The organism is Mesorhizobium sp. M0563 (assembly GCF_040321065.1).
Classification (GTDB): domain Bacteria; phylum Pseudomonadota; class Alphaproteobacteria; order Rhizobiales; family Rhizobiaceae; genus Mesorhizobium.
Genome location: NZ_JAMYQV010000027.1, coordinates 19398 through 35655 on the forward strand (window position 1 = coordinate 19398; position 16258 = coordinate 35655).

17 protein-coding genes are annotated in these 16258 nt (G+C 60.2%); 4 read left to right on the top strand and 13 right to left on the bottom strand.

All coding sequences use genetic code 11. The features are described 5' to 3' along the window. Positions 1-592: 592 nt before the first annotated feature. The 3 genes from NKI50_RS26785 (at position 593) to NKI50_RS26795 (ending at position 2263) form a co-directional block, all read left to right on the top strand. Positions 593-1201 carry a 2-hydroxychromene-2-carboxylate isomerase gene (locus NKI50_RS26785; RefSeq protein ID WP_352718074.1) on the top strand — a complete coding sequence of 203 codons (609 nt, stop codon included), beginning with the start codon at positions 593-595 and terminating at the stop codon, positions 1199-1201. Between the two features lie 400 nt (positions 1202-1601). Continuing rightward, positions 1602-1868, top strand: coding sequence for an AbrB/MazE/SpoVT family DNA-binding domain-containing protein (locus tag NKI50_RS26790; RefSeq protein WP_352718076.1), 267 nt, complete (start codon positions 1602-1604; stop codon positions 1866-1868). Beyond that, entirely contained in the window at positions 1865-2263 is a 399-nt protein-coding gene (locus NKI50_RS26795; RefSeq protein WP_352516340.1) for a type II toxin-antitoxin system VapC family toxin, read from the top strand. The genes NKI50_RS26790 and NKI50_RS26795 overlap by 4 nt, the downstream gene beginning before the upstream one ends. A gap of 87 nt (positions 2264-2350) precedes the next feature. Here the strand turns inward: NKI50_RS26795 and NKI50_RS26800 are convergent, their stop codons facing one another. From NKI50_RS26800 to NKI50_RS26830, 7 genes are all read right to left on the bottom strand, one after another. Next, positions 2351-2590, bottom strand: coding sequence for a ricin-type beta-trefoil lectin domain protein (locus NKI50_RS26800; RefSeq protein WP_352590998.1), 240 nt, complete (start codon positions 2588-2590; stop codon positions 2351-2353). A 54-nt stretch (positions 2591-2644) separates the two neighbouring features. Beyond that, positions 2645-3493: a carbohydrate ABC transporter permease gene (locus tag NKI50_RS26805; protein WP_352591001.1), complete on the bottom strand. Its 849-nt coding sequence runs from the start codon at positions 3491-3493 to the stop codon at positions 2645-2647. A 6-nt stretch (positions 3494-3499) separates the two neighbouring features. Then, positions 3500-4381 carry a carbohydrate ABC transporter permease gene (locus NKI50_RS26810; protein WP_198030552.1) on the bottom strand — a complete coding sequence of 294 codons (882 nt, stop codon included), beginning with the start codon at positions 4379-4381 and terminating at the stop codon, positions 3500-3502. Positions 4382-4539: 158 nt separating this feature from the next. Continuing rightward, on the bottom strand, positions 4540-5793 hold the full coding sequence (locus tag NKI50_RS26815; RefSeq protein ID WP_031194880.1) for an ABC transporter substrate-binding protein: 1254 nt from the start codon (positions 5791-5793) through the stop codon (positions 4540-4542). Positions 5794-6491: 698 nt separating this feature from the next. Further along, positions 6492-7637 (bottom strand): ABC transporter ATP-binding protein, encoded by a 1146-nt coding sequence (locus NKI50_RS26820; RefSeq protein WP_023721857.1) that lies wholly within the window; start codon positions 7635-7637, stop codon positions 6492-6494. A 149-nt stretch (positions 7638-7786) separates the two neighbouring features. Beyond that, positions 7787-8725, bottom strand: coding sequence for a PfkB family carbohydrate kinase (locus NKI50_RS26825; RefSeq protein ID WP_352718079.1), 939 nt, complete (start codon positions 8723-8725; stop codon positions 7787-7789). After that, complete coding sequence (locus NKI50_RS26830) at positions 8722-9528, bottom strand: beta/alpha barrel domain-containing protein (protein ID WP_352496431.1); 807 nt, start codon at positions 9526-9528, stop codon at positions 8722-8724. Before NKI50_RS26830 ends, NKI50_RS26825 begins: the two co-directional genes overlap by 4 nt. A 234-nt stretch (positions 9529-9762) precedes the next feature. On the opposite strand from NKI50_RS26830, the gene NKI50_RS26835 reads away from it, so the two are divergent. Beyond that, positions 9763-10524, top strand: a complete 762-nt coding sequence (locus NKI50_RS26835; protein ID WP_023721854.1) for a DeoR/GlpR family DNA-binding transcription regulator — start codon at positions 9763-9765, stop codon at positions 10522-10524. A 97-nt stretch (positions 10525-10621) separates the two neighbouring features. Here the strand turns inward: NKI50_RS26835 and NKI50_RS26840 are convergent, their stop codons facing one another. From NKI50_RS26840 to NKI50_RS26865, 6 genes are read right to left on the bottom strand one after another with little or no spacing between them, the layout of a single operon-like run. Further along, entirely contained in the window at positions 10622-11614 is a 993-nt protein-coding gene (locus NKI50_RS26840; RefSeq protein ID WP_352548581.1) for an ROK family protein, read from the bottom strand. Next, on the bottom strand, positions 11614-12336 hold the full coding sequence (locus NKI50_RS26845) for a ribulose-phosphate 3-epimerase (protein WP_352718082.1): 723 nt from the start codon (positions 12334-12336) through the stop codon (positions 11614-11616). The genes NKI50_RS26840 and NKI50_RS26845 overlap by 1 nt, the downstream gene beginning before the upstream one ends. Further along, positions 12333-13166 (bottom strand): alpha/beta fold hydrolase, encoded by an 834-nt coding sequence (locus NKI50_RS26850; protein WP_352718084.1) that lies wholly within the window; start codon positions 13164-13166, stop codon positions 12333-12335. The genes NKI50_RS26845 and NKI50_RS26850 overlap by 4 nt, the downstream gene beginning before the upstream one ends. Then, a complete protein-coding gene (locus NKI50_RS26855; protein ID WP_352496436.1) occupies positions 13166-13984 on the bottom strand; it encodes a sugar phosphate isomerase/epimerase family protein in 819 nt (272 codons plus the stop codon). Before NKI50_RS26855 ends, NKI50_RS26850 begins: the two co-directional genes overlap by 1 nt. Beyond that, complete coding sequence (locus tag NKI50_RS26860) at positions 13984-15060, bottom strand: Gfo/Idh/MocA family protein (RefSeq protein WP_352548576.1); 1077 nt, start codon at positions 15058-15060, stop codon at positions 13984-13986. Before NKI50_RS26860 ends, NKI50_RS26855 begins: the two co-directional genes overlap by 1 nt. A 10-nt stretch (positions 15061-15070) precedes the next feature. After that, positions 15071-15844 carry a sugar phosphate isomerase/epimerase family protein gene (locus tag NKI50_RS26865; RefSeq protein ID WP_352496446.1) on the bottom strand — a complete coding sequence of 258 codons (774 nt, stop codon included), beginning with the start codon at positions 15842-15844 and terminating at the stop codon, positions 15071-15073. Between the last annotated feature and the right edge of the window lie 414 nt (positions 15845-16258).

The following is a 16258-nucleotide window of genomic DNA, read 5'->3' on the forward strand; positions in this document are numbered from 1 at the left end:
CGGAGTTCGAATTTCGCCGCCGGGAGTCACGCGCGAGCTGCGGCTGAGACGCGGATAGGCCCGCGCCCTGTGCCGCGGTGATCGCCACCACGTCACCAATGCCTATTCGCCGCGCCAGGGTGAGCCGGGAGCGACGATGGCGGTATTCAAGTTGACGCTAATACAATATTGCCTACGCTCCAACGTTGGGCGATAGTGTGCGTCGGGAGGCAGGAGGCCATAGTTGGCTTTAGCTTAGACTTTGCCCAATCACGAGAGAATACGTTGCAGCTCGTGAATCGGTTCAAGGCAGCAGCTTGTGCTTCAGCCTAGGCGGAAGATGCCAGGTGGATCGTCTCTTCCACTGTAACGTTGCGTGGTTGGGAAGCAATTCGGCAAGCCTTTTCACAGAGCGAAGACAGGGATCTCGCTTGCGCAATACAGGAACTCAGCAATTACCCTGATGTTTGGGCAGGATGCCTTCGATGCGCCATGACGACCAGGAAACTGGGAGGCGACGCGTGAAGTCTTGGTAAGGGCAGCTGGCAGCGTAGTGGTGGCGTCGACGATCGCGTGAACGCCCGGGCTCCAGACAGTGTCGAGGAGACAGCGGATGAGGCAACTCGAATTTTTCTATTTCCTTGGGAGTGGTTATGCATACCTCTCCGTCATGCGTATCGGCCCTTTGGCGAGGGACGCTGGCATTACCGTCAGATGGCGTCCATTCAATGTCCGCACCGTCATGGCGGAAAACAACATTGCGCTTCGCTCGCAGACCGCCAAGGTCAAATACATGTGGCGTGACGTGCAGCGCAGGGCGCGAACTCACGCGCTACCCTTCGTAAATGCACCCATCTGGCCAACCGACCCCGACCTTCTGGCCAACAGGGTTGCTATGGTCGCCGCGGAAGGCGGCTGGTGTGAGGACTATACAATCGAGAGCTTCAAGGCTTGGTATTTGGAGGGCGTGGCCCTCGGCGACAGAGCCCACCTTGAACACGTGCTTCGGCCACTCGGCAAAGACGTGGATGCGGTGATCGCTCAGGCCAACGCACCCGCCGCCCACGAGCGGCTCAAGATGGAAACCGATGCGGCGCGCGAATACGGAATTTTCGGTTCGCCTGCGTTCGTGGTAAATGGCGAAACTTTTTGGGGAGACGACCGGCTCGAAGAAGCGCTTTCTTGGGCAACCGGTCGGCATCGGTTGCAAGATGTCCATTAGCACGGAAGTGCGCGAGCCCCTTGGATCCGCCAATCGTGGCTGACCTGCCCTGTTTGTCCGCTATGAGCGAATTCGCCAAGGTGATGGTCGTTTCTGGCCGGCGGCGGAAAATCTGAAGAAGATCGCAGAGCAGATGGAGGGCAGCGGTCCAGACCGGCCGCAACGTCGAAAAAGCTATCTCGAGATACTCGAAGCGACCGTTCGTGATCCACTCGACGTTGGGAAATCAACGAATCTGCCGAACTAGGGGGCGAGAGCGAATCCACAGTGCCTGGCGGCTTTCTAAACGGCAGGAATCCGATTCTGTCGCCGCATGGACGCCAAGCTTGGCCCCGACGATCTGCATTGATAATAATGCAGATTTGCATTATCTTATTGCGATGAACAGGAAATGTTTAATATGACAACGTTAACAGTGACGACAAGGGGACAGGTGACGTTCCGCAAGGACGTGCTGCAACATCTGGGCATCAAGCCGGGCGAGAAGATCGAGCTTGATCTGCTGCCCGACGGTCGGGCGGAATTGAAGGCGGCACGGGCGAAAGGGTCGTTCCGGGACCTCCACGGCTTCCTCAGAGGCAAGACGGACGGCCAGGTGCTCAGCATCGAGGAGATCAACGAGGCGATAGCGGAAGCGGGCGCCGCGGCCGGGTCCGGCAAGGAATGAGGGTTACGGCCGACACGAATGTGCTGCTGCGCGCCTATGTCGCCGATGATGAGGGGCAGGCGGCCGTTGCCGTCGACCTGCTGGCCAAAGCGGACATCGTGGCCGTGAGCTTGCAGGCCTTGTGCGAGTTCGCCTGGGTTCTGGCCAGGCAATACCAGACAGAGCGCGAAAATATTGCCGCGGCGATCCGGGCGTTGCTGAACACCGCGAATGTTGTCGTCAACCGGCCGGCAGTTGAGGCAGGGCTGTCAGTCCTCGATGCCGGCGGCGATTTCGCGGACGGCGTGATCGCTTTTGACGGCGGCTGGCTTGGCGGGGAGACTTTCGTCTCGTTTGACCGGAAGGCCGCCAAACTGCTTTCGGCGCAGGGACAATCCGTACAGCTTCTTTCCTAAGTTTTCCGCGGTGGTCTTTCGCACTGCGCTGTCGCGTCTGTTAGAGGCTGCTGCGAGGAATCGAATTCTGTTTGTCCCGTGCCACAATCATCTAGGTGCGGCAGGCAGGAGAGGCAGGTGCCAAATCTGATTGCGCGTGCCGGGAGTGCAGCTTTCCATAGTGAACTGTGCGCCGTCATGCGCGGTCAAGCATAGGCCGGAAGCACGACTCCTAAGTTGGCCGCCAGTATGATCCCAGCGTTGATTGCTTCCCTGCTGGCAGGAATGGACGATCACGTTCGAACCGGGTAGCCGGACATTGGGGGTGTTTGTGTTCAGCAACACCATTCCGGCCAATCCCTCAACGGGATGACGAGAGCGGCGAACTGGGAGTCCAGCCGCTCAGATCTTCACCGACCCGGCGGCCAAGCCTGCGAGGAAATAACGCTGTGCAATCAGATACAGGATCAGAAGCGGGAGCGATCCCAGCACGCTCATTGCCATCATCTCGTTCCATTCGAACGCATGTTGGCCCATTAGCAACTCGATACCGATTGGAACGGTCCGCATGTCTGTCGACTTCGTCAAAGTGAGCGCAAAGAGGAACTCATTCCACGCCAACAGAAACGTATAGACCGCAGTCGCGACGATGCCAGGCACTGAAAGAGGGATAACCACACGCCACAGCGCTGTCCAACTTGACCCGCCATCGACCAACACCGCCTCATCGAGTTCCCTTGGCAGGGTATTGAGATAGCCGGTCATCAGCAGAATTGCGTAAGGCAGGGTGAACACCATGTAGGTTAGAATCAGCGCGAAATAGGTGTTGAAAATGCCGAAGGCGACGACCATGCCGAAATAGGGGATGAGAAGCGTGATCGGCGGGACGGTCTGCGTGCTGATGATGAAGACGTTAAGCGTATTCTTAAAACGGAATGAATAGCGGCTGAAGCCATAGGCCGTAAGAATGGCGACCAGCAGCGTCAGAAGCGTTACCACTCCCGCGACGAGATAGCTGTTGAGAAAGAAGCGCACCTTGACCGGATCATTGAAGATCGAAAGGTAGGCTACGTTGGTGAAATGGTCGGGCAGCAGCCTCGGCGGTAGGGCAAAGATCTCGGTGTTCGATTTCAACGAAGTGAAAAACATCCACAGGATGGGAAAACCTGCAAAGACCAGACCGGCCGCGAGCCCCAGATATGTCAGTACGGTGGGCAATACGGTGTTTTTGAAAGAAGAGCGCTTTGCCATTGCCGGTCACCTGGCCTTCTGGTGTTTGATGTAGAAGTAAGTCGCGCCCATCGAGATGATCAGGATGAAGATCGCGCTCGCCGAGGCTTGTGAAAATTCGTAACTCGAAAACGCAAGCTTATAGGTATATGTGCTTAGCACCTCGGTCGCATGGATCGGGCCACCGCCCGTTGTCATCCAGACCAGCGGGAAGACCTGCATCGTCCAGATGAAATCCAGCAAGGCGATGCTGATGATGATCGGCATCAGCTGCGGAATCGTGATGTACCGGAACTTTTGGAACTCATTGGCCCCATCGATGCCTGCGGCCTCGTAAAGGTCCTTGGGGATGCCCTGCAGACCGGCGAGCAAGCTGACCATGTAAAGCGGGTATCCCGCCCAGATGTTCGCAAACGTCAACGCATGGAGCGCGGTTTTCGTCGAGGAGAACCACTCGACCTTGAAGTTGACGATATGGAGCGCCATCAGGATGCTGTTGACCACGCCGTTGGGATCCAAAAGCAACCGCCATATGATCGCGATGATCACTGCCGTAAAGAGCCAGGGCAAGATGTAGAGAACACGCAGAATGCTTCTAATCACCGGATGGACGCGTTGGGTGTTCAGCAAGAGCGCGAAGGCCAAGCCGATTAGAAGATGGAAAATGACGCTCATCACCGTGAAATAGAGGGTCTGCCCGACCGACTGCCAGAAAACCGGATCTGCGAAGATCGTCACGTAGTTCCGCAACCCTACGAAAGCAGCGTCCTTTTTCATGATCGCGCCGTCCATCAGCGAATAGCGCAGGACCGTGATCATGGGAAACAGCATGAGCAGGCAAAACAAAAACGTGGCTGGTGCCACGTAAAACAGCGGGATCAGCCTCTTTCTTGTCTTGTAAGAGATCATGCCACGCTTGCGCACTTTCGTTGGCGTGACGATCAGACCTTCGTTGGCGAGGCTCATGAGGTGTAACCCGTTTGATCGTAGGAACGTATCGTCTGGTTACGATGCAGCGGCAGCGCGATAGAACCATATCGCGCTGCCGGAATTGTCTGGAGCTGCGCCTACTTGGCGAAGTCAACCAACCACTGCTTTTGCGTATTGGCAGCCGCGTCCTTTGCGGTTTGCTGGCCGTCGAACATCTTTTGCACTTCGACGTTCATGTCTCGCATCAGGTCCTCGGCGACGGGCAGGCCCACGAATTCGTTGGCCAGGTGGCCGCTTTGGTAGATCTTGAAGGCTTCCTCAAATAGCGGGTCCGATTTCGAGAAGTCAGGCTTCGCGTGCACATTGCCTGGAAAGGCGTTTGCGAGCGATACCAGGCGGCCGTTCACTTCCGGGCTCATCAGATATTCAACAAGCTTCCAGGCCTCAGCCTTGTGCTCGGTGCTGTTGCTGATGCCGATGCCCCACGAGGCATAGGGCAGTCCGCGCTTACCCGAATAGCCATCAACCGCAGGCAGGGCAGAGATGCCGAACTTGAGATCGGGGTTGCGCTGGCGGATAAGATTGATATGTGCCAGCGAGTCGATCATCATTCCAACGCGGCCGTTGACGAACTCTTCGACCTTGTCCTGTTCCTTCTTGGCAAAGATGCCTGGCGATATGACGCCGGCGTCCTGCAGGGACTTGATGTATTCGAGCGTACCGACCACGGCACTATTTTCCACATCGGGCTTACCGTCCTTGAGCATCGACGCCCCGGAAGCCCACACCCAAGACATCACGTCGTTCTGGATGCCGCCGGGATTTTGCAGCGATAGCGGCAGCACCCACCCGTATTCGTTCTTGTCCGTATTGGTCATCTTCTTCGCGGCAGCGGCGAATTCTGTGCGGGTAGTCGGCATCTTGTCGACACCGGCAGCCTTGGCCAGATCGAGATTGACGAAGACCGGGTATACGAACGAGGCTAGCGGGAACATGACGCTTTGGCCGTTGACCTTGATGATGTCAGCGATCTGGCTCGGGTCATATTTGGCGTCGGCCATTAGGCTGTCCATCGACGCGATTGCGCCCTGCTTTGCAAGCCCGTTGACCCATGCGCCGTCCAGGCCGACGACATCGCTGAGCGTACCCGACGCGGCGCCGACCACGATCTGATCATGGGTGGCGGAGTAGGGGCCGCTGACAAGCGTCACCTTGATGCCAGGGTTTTTAGCTTCGAACTCATCCATGATGCCACGCAGAGCGCCAGCGGGCATTTCGGGCTCCCACCATTGGATGAATTCGAGATTGGTCTCAGCGAAGGCGCAGGTGGCAGATAGTACCCAGACGGCCACAGCGGACGAAGCCGCTACAATATATTTACTGACGTTCATGTTTCCCTCCTCGGAGCAATGTTTTGGCTCGATCCTCCCGATCGCGATCAAACTAGGTTCCCTTCCGGGTCTTTGTGTCAATCAAGAACTGGGATCGTGAAGAATGGCTGGGAAAATGGGAAGCCAGAAATAAATGTAAGCAGTTGAATAATATGCGCTTTTCTCTGAGTCTTTCCGGCGTATTTTTTCCATTGTACACATTGCTCGCGTCGCATTTCTCGGCTAATTTCGTAACCAAACGAAAGCCAGTTTGCTAAAAAGAAAACAAATGAAAGGCGCATCGATCGGACGGAAAAGCGGGCTTTCGGCGAGGTCACGCACTTGCGAAGACGTCGCAATTTAGACGGCGTTCAGGCGACTCTTGGTCGCTTTGTTGGGTGACCAATGGGCACGAGACGATCTCGAGCTCCCGGTGAAAAAATCGGCGTGTCGCACGCTGAACGATGTCGAGCAGGGTTGCACCGTTTGCCAAGGAGGACGGCCCGAAATTTCCCTTGATGCAAAGCCAACGATCTTAGTCGCCCACGAATGCTTGGCTCCTGGCCGGCTACGATCTGGCAGCTTAGAAGTCACGGCCTTAAAATAACCCTCAACCAACCGATTTGATGGTCGAGCGAGGGTTCGCACACCAGAGTGGAGCCAGCGTCTAACGAAATTTGCGCGTCCGATTCTTTCCGGATCAACCCTCGCGGATCACGCTAAATTGCGAGATGCGTCTGGGGATCGAAGAAGTGCAACTTGGCCGCGTTGATCGCAAGATTAATCAACTCGCCCGGCCCGACCGCGCTGACGGCTTCAAACCTCGCTACGGCGTTTGCCGCACCGCTTAGATCTTCAACGGCATCTGGGTCGCCGGAATCGATTCGAACCGCATCGACACTCAGGTGAACGACAAGCTCGGATCCCAATTCCTCCGTCGACTTTACGATTGCCGGCAGAGTGGCATGGCGCGATCCCGATTCCAGACTGCTGTCGTAGAGATCCTCGGGGCGTATGCCGAAGATGAGTGTCTTGCCTTCGAAGGCGGTCAGACCAGGCGAGCGCTCAAACGCACTCGTCGGCACCGGGATCGAAAAGGTCGGCAGGTCGATCCTGCCATTGTGCAAACGGCCTTCGAACAGGTTCATCGACGGCGACCCGATGAAACCCGCCACGAAGGCATTGATTGGCCGATTGTACAGTGTCTTTGGCGTGTCGACCTGCTGAAGCACACCGCCTTTTAAGACCGCAACCCGGTCGCCCATGGTCAAGGCTTCGGTCTGATCGTGTGTTACATAAATCGTGGTCACCCCCAACTGTCTTTGCAGGCTGACAATTTCCGCGCGCATTTGCACGCGCAGCTTGGCATCGAGGTTTGACAAGGGTTCATCCATGAGAAAGGCCGCCGGTTCGCGCACCATCGCGCGCCCCATGGCGACCCGCTGGCGTTGTCCGCCTGACAGCGCCGCCGGCTTACTGTCGAGCAGCGTTTCCAATTGCAGGGTCTTTGCAATTTCATGGACGCGCTTCGTGCGCTCGGCCTTGCTCTTCCCCGCAAGCTTCATCGAGAAGGCTATGTTGTCGAACACTGTCATATGCGGATAAAGGGCATAATTCTGAAAGACCATCGCAATATCGCGGTCCTTCGGCGCCAGATCCTCAACATTCTCGCCGCCAATGCTCAGGGTTCCGCTGCTGATCTCTTCCAGCCCCGCGATCATGCGCAAGGCAGTCGATTTTCCGCATCCCGAAGGGCCAACGAGAATGAGGAACTCGCCATCGTTTATCGTCAGGCTAAGATCCCTGATTGCTTGGAATTTCGTCCCGTAGGTCTTGCAAATCTTGTCCAACACAACAACGGCCACGTCACATCCTCCCTATTATCTGCGCTAGCTAAACGTCGAATAGCCTCCACCCAGCGCGACTGCAGATCGAACCGGCAGTGTCATCGGCGCAGCCAAGGCGCGCTCCCCGGACGTTCCCCCAGAAGCGGCAATATCCGAGCGATGAATTCTCAGTCTGGCGACGTAATCGGTATGGGCACAGGCGCATTTTCTTTCGCCATCCACGCGAGACAGGCATTGTGGTCTGGCAGAGCCATACGGCCACCGCGGCCCGTTACCGAGATCGCGGCCGCGGCGTTTGCATAAATAACGCAGGCGACAGGCTGCTTTCCCTGTGTAAGGGCAAAGGCATAGGCCCCATGGAAACAATCCCCCGCGCCGGTCGTGTCCACTGCCCTGACCTTGTAGGCCGGAACGTGCCACAAAACGGCATCGTCCCTTTGCCGGAGGTAGGCGCCTCGATCGCCATCGGTCAACACGACCGCGGAGCGGTCATCCGACCACAGCTTGCGCAGGATCGCCGTCGCCTCTTTTTCGCCTGTATAGGTCTGCGCAAATTCCAGAGGGAATACGAGGTGATTTGATAGGCGGATCAATCGGTCGGTTGCAGGTCCGATTGTCCACTCAATATCGGCGATCACCGCCAGACCCAGCGTGCGGGCACGAGCAACGACCATCTCCGCCTGCGTGGCGTAGCCGTCGATCAACAGTACCTGGGCTTGCGCAAGGACGCTGTCGGCCAGCGCATCCGAGGTCCCGTGCGGCACATCATCATCATAGGCGATGAACCGGTCACCATTAGGCGCCACAGTGATCACCGACCGGATCGGCCTGGCATCGGAACGACGTGGCGCGAACGATATGTCGACACCGTGTCGTTCAAGTTCGCGGGCGCTGACATCTGAATGTGGCTGATCGCTCAGCCAGCCGATGAAACCGGCACGCCCGCCCAACTTGGCGACAGCAACGAGTGCCGTCGCCACATTGCCGCCGTGGTCCCTCGTGCGATTTGTCACCCTCCCTTTGCCGGCACCCAGCGGGCTGTCGACATAGATGATGTCGTCAATCGCCAAGGCTCCGAAGCCCAAGACCTGAAGATCGCCGGTCACGGCTCACGTGCCGCAGCCGCCAAAGCGTCTTGCGGCGCCATCCCGTCGTGAATGACGCCCTTGAACGCACGCGCTGCCATCGTGGTGTCACCATGCCCCCACAAATTGCGCCCCACGACCGCACCCTTCGCGCCGGCGCGCAGGGCTTCAGAGGTCTGGGTCAGAGCGCCCAGAAGATCCTCGGTCTTCGGGCCGCCGGCGATAACGATGGGAACCGGGCAAGTGGCGACCGTTTCCTTGAATGAGTCGAAGTCCCCAGTGTATCCGACCTTGATCACGTCGACGCCGGTCTCAAAGCCAATCCTAACTGCATAGGCGATCTCGTCGGGCGTGAAGACGATCTTGCAGCCGTTTGAATAGTCGCGCGGATAAACATGCGCAACGACCGGCATTTCGAAACGAGCAGCAGCGTTGACCGTATCGGTAAGCCAGCGAATGTAGTGGCCCTCGGTATCGCCCCGCACCGGAATGGCGACGGCCAGCGCATCGGCACCGTAGCGCACGGCATCTTCGGGTGTCGCGATCAACTGACTGATCCGATCGTCGGGCGTAAAGCACCCCGCCTGAATGACCAGCGCCGCCTTGCCGGCGTAAGCCGGCCACAGATGACGCGCCGCACCAGGCTGAATGCTGATGTAATCTGGCTCTCCGGCCATCACTCGCTTGAGCGCGCCGGGGAGATCCGCAAGGCCGCCCTCACGGACGTTGCCATAGCCTACGAAATGGTCGACCGCACCACCGAACAGGTTTCCAGATCGATGCGAGAACAGCCGCGACAAGCGAATTTTAGTTCCAAGGCCCATATCGGTGCAGTCCCTTCGCGATTTTTGATCTGACATTGAGAGGGACCCTAACTCGAAAGCAAAACAATACTCAATATTTCGATTTCTTTCGTTTTGATATAAGATTGCGATTGCGACCGCTAGCGTTCGCTACGATGACGCGCTATCCCAAGGATTCGCAAACGCTTGCCGGTTTGGGGTTCGATTTTCGAAAGGTTAGCGTGCAGCTATTCAAACAGCAATTCGGGGTCACACATGCTGGCGGAACAACGACGACATCAGATCATGCTCGAGCTTCAACGGACCGGCCAGGCGCGCACCAGCCAACTGGCGGAAAACTTCGGCGTGTCCGAGGTGACCATTAGGTCCGACCTGGAAATTCTGGACGCAAAAAAGCAGTTGATCAAAACGCATGGCGGCGCAATTGCCTTGCCCGCTGATTCGCCCGCCGCGGCCTTCGAAGAACGGATGTACCGCAACTTCGATGCCAAACGGCGTATCGCGCAGATGGCGGCGCGCCAGATCATAGACAACCAGTCCGTGGTGTTCGACAGCGGCTCGACGTTGCTGCAGGTCGCAATGCAGATGCCTCCGGTCAGCAATGTCGTAGTAGCGACAACCGCGATGAACATCGCGCAGCATCTGATGTATCGTCCCGGACTGGACGTGCATATGATAGGCGGTCGGGTCTATCCCGAGACGGTCAGCACGATCGTGTCGGATTTTGACAAGGCCGTGGGCGGTCTTGTGGCTCACCAGGCATTCGTCAGCGCGCATGCGATAGATCACTCATTCGACGTCGTCGATGTCTCAGAAGACATTGCACGTACGAAGCGTAACCTGGTTCGTATGGCCAGGCGTGTGATCCTTGTGGCAGATTCAAGCAAATGGGATATCGGCGCCTCGTCCAAGGCATTCTCGTTGTCACGTGTCGATCTGATCATCACCGACACTGGTATGCCGTATGGGATTCGTAGCCGATTGGACAAGCTGGGAGTCGAAGTGCGCTACGTGTGAGTGCCTTCCGTCTGCCATCAGCCTCTCGGTGCCGCGCTGCGTTTGACGCCGGAGTTCGAATTCGCTGCGGCCGAAGCGCTCCCGGCGAGTGCCGGCGTCATCTTCTCTCGTCGTTCTGCGCCATTGCCAGTGACGTTCCTGGCTTGCCCTCCCGCAGGATCAGGCTTGCCGCGCCGACCAGGCCGGCCTGGTCGCCGAGCTGCGCCTGTACGATCGGCACATCGCGATAGGCGGGCATCGCCCGCGCTTCGACGGTGCCCCTGACAAGCGGCGCCAGCAGATCGAAGCCGTTGGCGAGGCCGCCGCCCATCACGATCAGATCAGGCGAGTAGAGGTGCAACAGATTGGTGAAGCCGATGCCCAGCCACTTCGCCTCGGCCTCGACCAGTTCCAGGGCCCTGATATCGCCGGCGCGAGCGGCCTCGACGACGTGCCTGGCCGAGACATCGCCGTCGCCGGAAAGACGCCTGAGCAGTGAGCCGTCGCCGGGAGCCGTCAGCCGCGTGGCATGCCGCCCGAGCGCGGTTCCCGATGCCACCGCCTCGAAGCAGCCGATGGCGCCGCAGAAACAGCGGTCGCCTTCGCCGGTGATGGTCATATGGCCGATCTCGGCTGCCAGCCCGCGTCGGCCATGATAGATGTGGCCATCGGCAACAACGCCGCCGCCGATGCCGGTCGACACGGTGACGAAGACCACCGATCCGCTACCCCGGCCGGCGCCGAAACGCCATTCGCCCAGCGCGGCTGCATTGGCGTCGTTCTCCAGCCGCACCGGCAGGCCGAAATGCCTGCCCAGAATGTCGAGCAGCGGCACGTCGTGCCAGCCGGCCAGCGTCGGCGGCGCGATCACGATCCCGGCCTTGGGATCGAGCGGCCCCGGCGCGCAGACGCCGATGCCGGCAATCTCTGCCTGCGGCCGCTCGACCAAAAGCCTGCCAGCAAGTGAGATGATCTGGCCGATCACCGCTTCCGATCCCGCACCCGCCAACGTCGGCGCCGAAACGCGGGCGACAACCCGACCGTTGCGCTCGACCAGCGCGCCCCGCAGCTCCGTTCCGCCGAGATCGAATGCAAGCGCAACTTTGGTCATCAGGCGGTGACCTTCAACCCATGCAGCCAGGCCATGCGTTGCGCAAGGTCGGGGTCGCCGAACGCCAGCGATCCGAGCACCACCGTTTCGGCCCCGGCAGCACGCAGGCGCGGCACCGTCTCGTGTCGGATTCCGCCATCGGCAGCCAAGATGATTTGGTTCTCTCGACCTGCTTTTCGCATCAGCGCGCGCGCCTCGATCAGGCGCGGGCAGGCCTGATCGGACAGCGCCTGGCCCTTGAGGCCGATCGACGTGCCGAGAAGCGTCACAAAGGCAACTTCGGGCAAGAAGGGCGTGACGGCGCAGACAGGCGTTTCCAGCCTGAGCACCGCGCCGGCCTCGGCGCCGAGCTCATGCGCCAGCCGCACGGCGCGCAACCCGGCCTCGCCGTTTTCAGCATGGACGCTGATGAGGTCGGCGCCGGCCTCGATGAACTGGCGCGTTTGCTCCTCGACGATTTCCGCTTCGACCATCAGATGCACATGGATCGGCTTTGTCGTCAGCTTGGCGATCCGTGCCACCAGATCCGGAAAGAACAGGAAGCCGGGGGTGAAGCGGGCGTCAGCGACGTCGATGTGATGCAGGTCGACATAAGCGTCTATGCGCTTCAGATCGCGCTCCATGTTGGCCAGGTCGGCCGACCACAGGGAAAACTCGCCGAGCAGCCGGTTGCGCGGCAAGGCGGCGATGGCAACACGGCCGGATAAGGATTTGCTCGTCATGACGCAACAAGGCTCCGGATGTTGAAGTGGGCGTGAAGGAACGTGGTGATCTCGGCCTGCAGCTCGGCGAAATGCCTTTTGCCGTCGAGCGCCTTGGCGGCGATCTCCATAAAGGCCGCGCCGGGGATGGCATCCGCAAGTGTATGCGCGGCCGATAGTGGATGCACCGCATCCACAGTATTGCCGATGACCAGCACAGGAATGCCAAGGGTGGCGGCGTCGCTTGCCGAGACCTCAGCTCCATCGGCAGCGATGTCGGCCAGGACTTGCGCAAACAATGCTGCATCCGGGCGGTCGAAATAACCGAACAGCGAGGCGAGATTGTCTGGTGCCTCGCTCTGCAGGCGCGCGGCGACTTCAGACCGCGAGAAGATCGTCCTGGCCTTGTCGGGGCCATGATCGAGGATGAGGCCGGCGACCTCGGCGATCGGCTGCAGGTTCACTGGCGCGCGTTCGAACGTCCAGGCCGGCCGCACAAGCATCAGGCCGGCGACGCGGTCCGGACAACGGCAGGCAAGGCGTAACGCAATCGCGGCGCCCATGGAAATGCCGCCAGCGACGAAACGGTCCAGGCCGGCCTGGTCGGCGGCGGCCAGAACATCGTCCGCAAACATCGCCATTGAAAACGGTCGGCGGCTGCCTAGATCGGACTCACCGTGTCCGCGGCAGTCCAACGTGATGCGCCGGCAGCCGGCGTCGATGGGGAAAGCCTGCGCGACCTGTGCCTCGCCGCCGCCCAGTCCGTGCTGGAAGACGACGGCAAGCCCGTCGCCCTCATCGGAAATCCGCAGCGTGGCATCGTCGCGAAACAAGGTGGCCGGGCGCGCCATCAGGCCAGCCCCTTCAGGAACCGGGCGACGCCTGGTGCCTCTTCGGCTGAAAGGCCGTGCGTGACCAGCGGCCCGTCAAAGCCTGACACTTTGAGCCGGGCGACGAAATCGGCGAAGTCGACGACGCCGCGGCCGACGGTGGCAAAGCGGCCGTCGGCGAAACGGTCCTTAGCGTGGGCCATGGCGACGTGGCCTGCGGTGCCTTCGACTGCTGCAGCGACGACGGCGCGTGCTTGCCCTGTGCTCGCCTGTTCGAACAGGTTCGCCGGATCGAGCACAATGCGCAGCCGCTTCGAGCCCATCTCTGCGATAAGGCGCATCGCGTCCGCTGCCGATGTGACGATGTTGGCCTGTTCGGGTTCGATGCCGAGATCGACACCGTGATGCTCGGCCAGAGCAAGCGCCTTTTCCATCTCGCTTGCCATATCGGCCCAGGCCGACGGATCGGCATTGCCAGGGTGATGCGCCCACTGGTCGTCCGCGTTGCGCGTTCCCGTGCACAGGGTGACGAGCGGAACCGAAAGCGCTGCCGCGGCCTCGATGACCGCGCCAAGACGGCGCAGGCCGTCGTGGCGCACCGTCCTGTCCGGATGGGCCATGTTGTAGGTGCCCGACAGCGCCACCAAAGCGACGCCGGAGGCATCAGACGCAGCCGCAATAGTGCTGATGGCGTGATCCGGCACCGCATCCGGCATCGACGGCAGGCCGGCGCAGGCAAGGTTGAACTGGGTAACGGCAAATCCGGCGTCGCGCACCGCGGCCAGCACACCGGCCGGCTCGCTTCCCGGAAAGGTCTTGGCGAACACCCCGATCTCCATCAGACCGCTCCTGTTACGCCAGCAATCTCGACGCGTTGGCCGGTTTCGACCGAGCGGGCGATCGCCACCATGGCGCGGATCGAGGCGAGGCCGTCCTCGACGTCGGCGCCACGCAGCGGCGCGCCGTCAAGCACGGTGTCGGAGAGGCCTTCGAGCTGGCGTCGGAAGAAATGGCCGTCCGCGCCAAGCGGCTTGCGCGACGTTGCATCCTTCTCATGGAAGATATCGACCTCGCTTGCCCGGAAGTACCAGGGATTGAAAGTCTTCGCGATCACCGAGCCGTTTTCGCCGTAGAGCTGGAAGCCCTCGTGCCAGTCCATGCGCACAGCCACCGTCAGGTCGAGATGGCCAAGCGCTCCGTTGGCGAATTCCGTTTCGACGAACCAGCAATAGGCGCCGAAACGTTGGTTGAGACGGGCGCGCACCGCGAGGATCTCGCCGCACAGGAAGCGTGCGGTGTCAACGAGGTGCGAGCCATGCGCAAGCATGAAGTACCGCCTGAGATCGGCCTTCGGATTACCGGCCGGCTTGCGCGCCAGCCGGCTGCTGACCGGCAGCGGTTGGATGGCATCGGTGTTGGTGTAGCGGTGGGTGGAATCGCAATACCAGGCTTTTAGCGCCAGTATCTCGCCCATCTCGTCGCGGACGAAATCGCGCGCCGCCTCAAGAGCCGGGTCGAAGCGCTTCATGTGGCCGACCTGCAGCACCTTGCCGGAGCGCTTGACCGCGTCGGCGAGTTTTTGGCCCTCTTCGACCGAGACGCCGATCGGCTTCTCGCACAGCACATGCTTGCCGGCCTCGAGCGCCTTGATCGCCATCGGCACGTGATAGGCGTCCGAGGTCGCGACGATCACCGCCTCCAGTTCCGGGTCGGCCAGCATGGCGTCGTAGTCGCCATACATCTTCTCAGGTTCATAGGTCGCGCCCATGCGCGCCAAAAGGTCGGGGGCGGCATCGCAGATAGCATAGAGGTCGGCGTTCCTTGCTTTGACGCAGGATTCGAGATGGGCGAATTGCGCGATCGGCCCGCAGCCGAGCACACCGACACGAAGGCGGCGGTCTTGTTTCCGGATCATGATCTGTTCCTCACGCGCCGTAGCCGCGCATCGTCTGGCGGTTGGTCTTGACCGCGGCGGCCGGATCTGCGGCAGCGGTGTCGGATTCTTCCTCCAACACCAGCCAGCCGTTGAAGTTGGGCGCGGCGCTGGCGATGGCGATCACTGCCTGGGTGTCGCAGACGCCCTTGCCAAGCATTGCCCAAGTGCCGCTGGCATCGACATCCTTCAGGTGAACGTAGCGGATGCGGTCGCGATGGGTTGTGAGGGTGTCGATCATGTCGTTGTGGCCGCGCAATATATGGCCGGTGTCGGGCACCCAACCGACCAGCGACGGATCGATCAGCCCGAAGATACGGTCGTAATCGGCGCGGTCGAACAGCAGCGTGTTGTGGTGCGAGCTCGGATGTACCGCGACATCGACGCCGGCCTTGCGCCCGAGCTCACCCGCCCTGTTGTAGATCTCGGCCGCGATGGCGAACCTGTCGTCGCGTCGGCCGTCCGAGACGACGGTGGCCGAGCCCATCGACACCATCGCGCCCGGAAAAGCGGCGGCGAAGTCGATCCAGCGCTTCGCGGCCTCGAGGTCGGCGCCGATCTGCTCCTTCAGTGTGAAGCCGTTCTTCGAACCGAAGGCAAAGGAGACGAGGGTGAGGCCGGTCGCCTTCAGTGCGGTGGCGAATTCCGCCGGCCTGCCGGCATAGCGGCCGATCATCGTGTCGGTGATCTCGATGCCGGCATAGCCGCCATCCGCGATCGCCTTCACGAGATCGTCGGGGCCGCCGGCAAAGCGGTCTCCCAACATTTCCCAAGTAAAAGTCTGGCAACCGACTTTCAGGTTTTTCACGACCGTCCTTTCCTTCCTTGATGCCGCCCTGCGTCAGCCTCCCCCGAGGCGGTGTTGGCAAAGCTCGGCGCGCGACTGGCGCGAGTCCGGCGAACGCCCAGTCCTGCGCGCAAGCCGCGCTACTGCACCAGCTGCCCGGCGCTTCCAGTGAGAAATTGCCGGCGGTCGGCGATCATCACATGAGCACGGGCTTCGAGCCGGCGGCCGGCCGATTTTTCATGTCAGTCATTTCTCCTCCCAGGGCCGGCAGCGCGCCCGACGTTCGTCAGCATTTTCGCATGTTCTATAACAATTTTACGCGCGTCAATATTTAAAATGTTGTATAGCGGCTTGCGAATGTGATCCGTTGCCGCGCAGCGGTCCAGGCCGCTG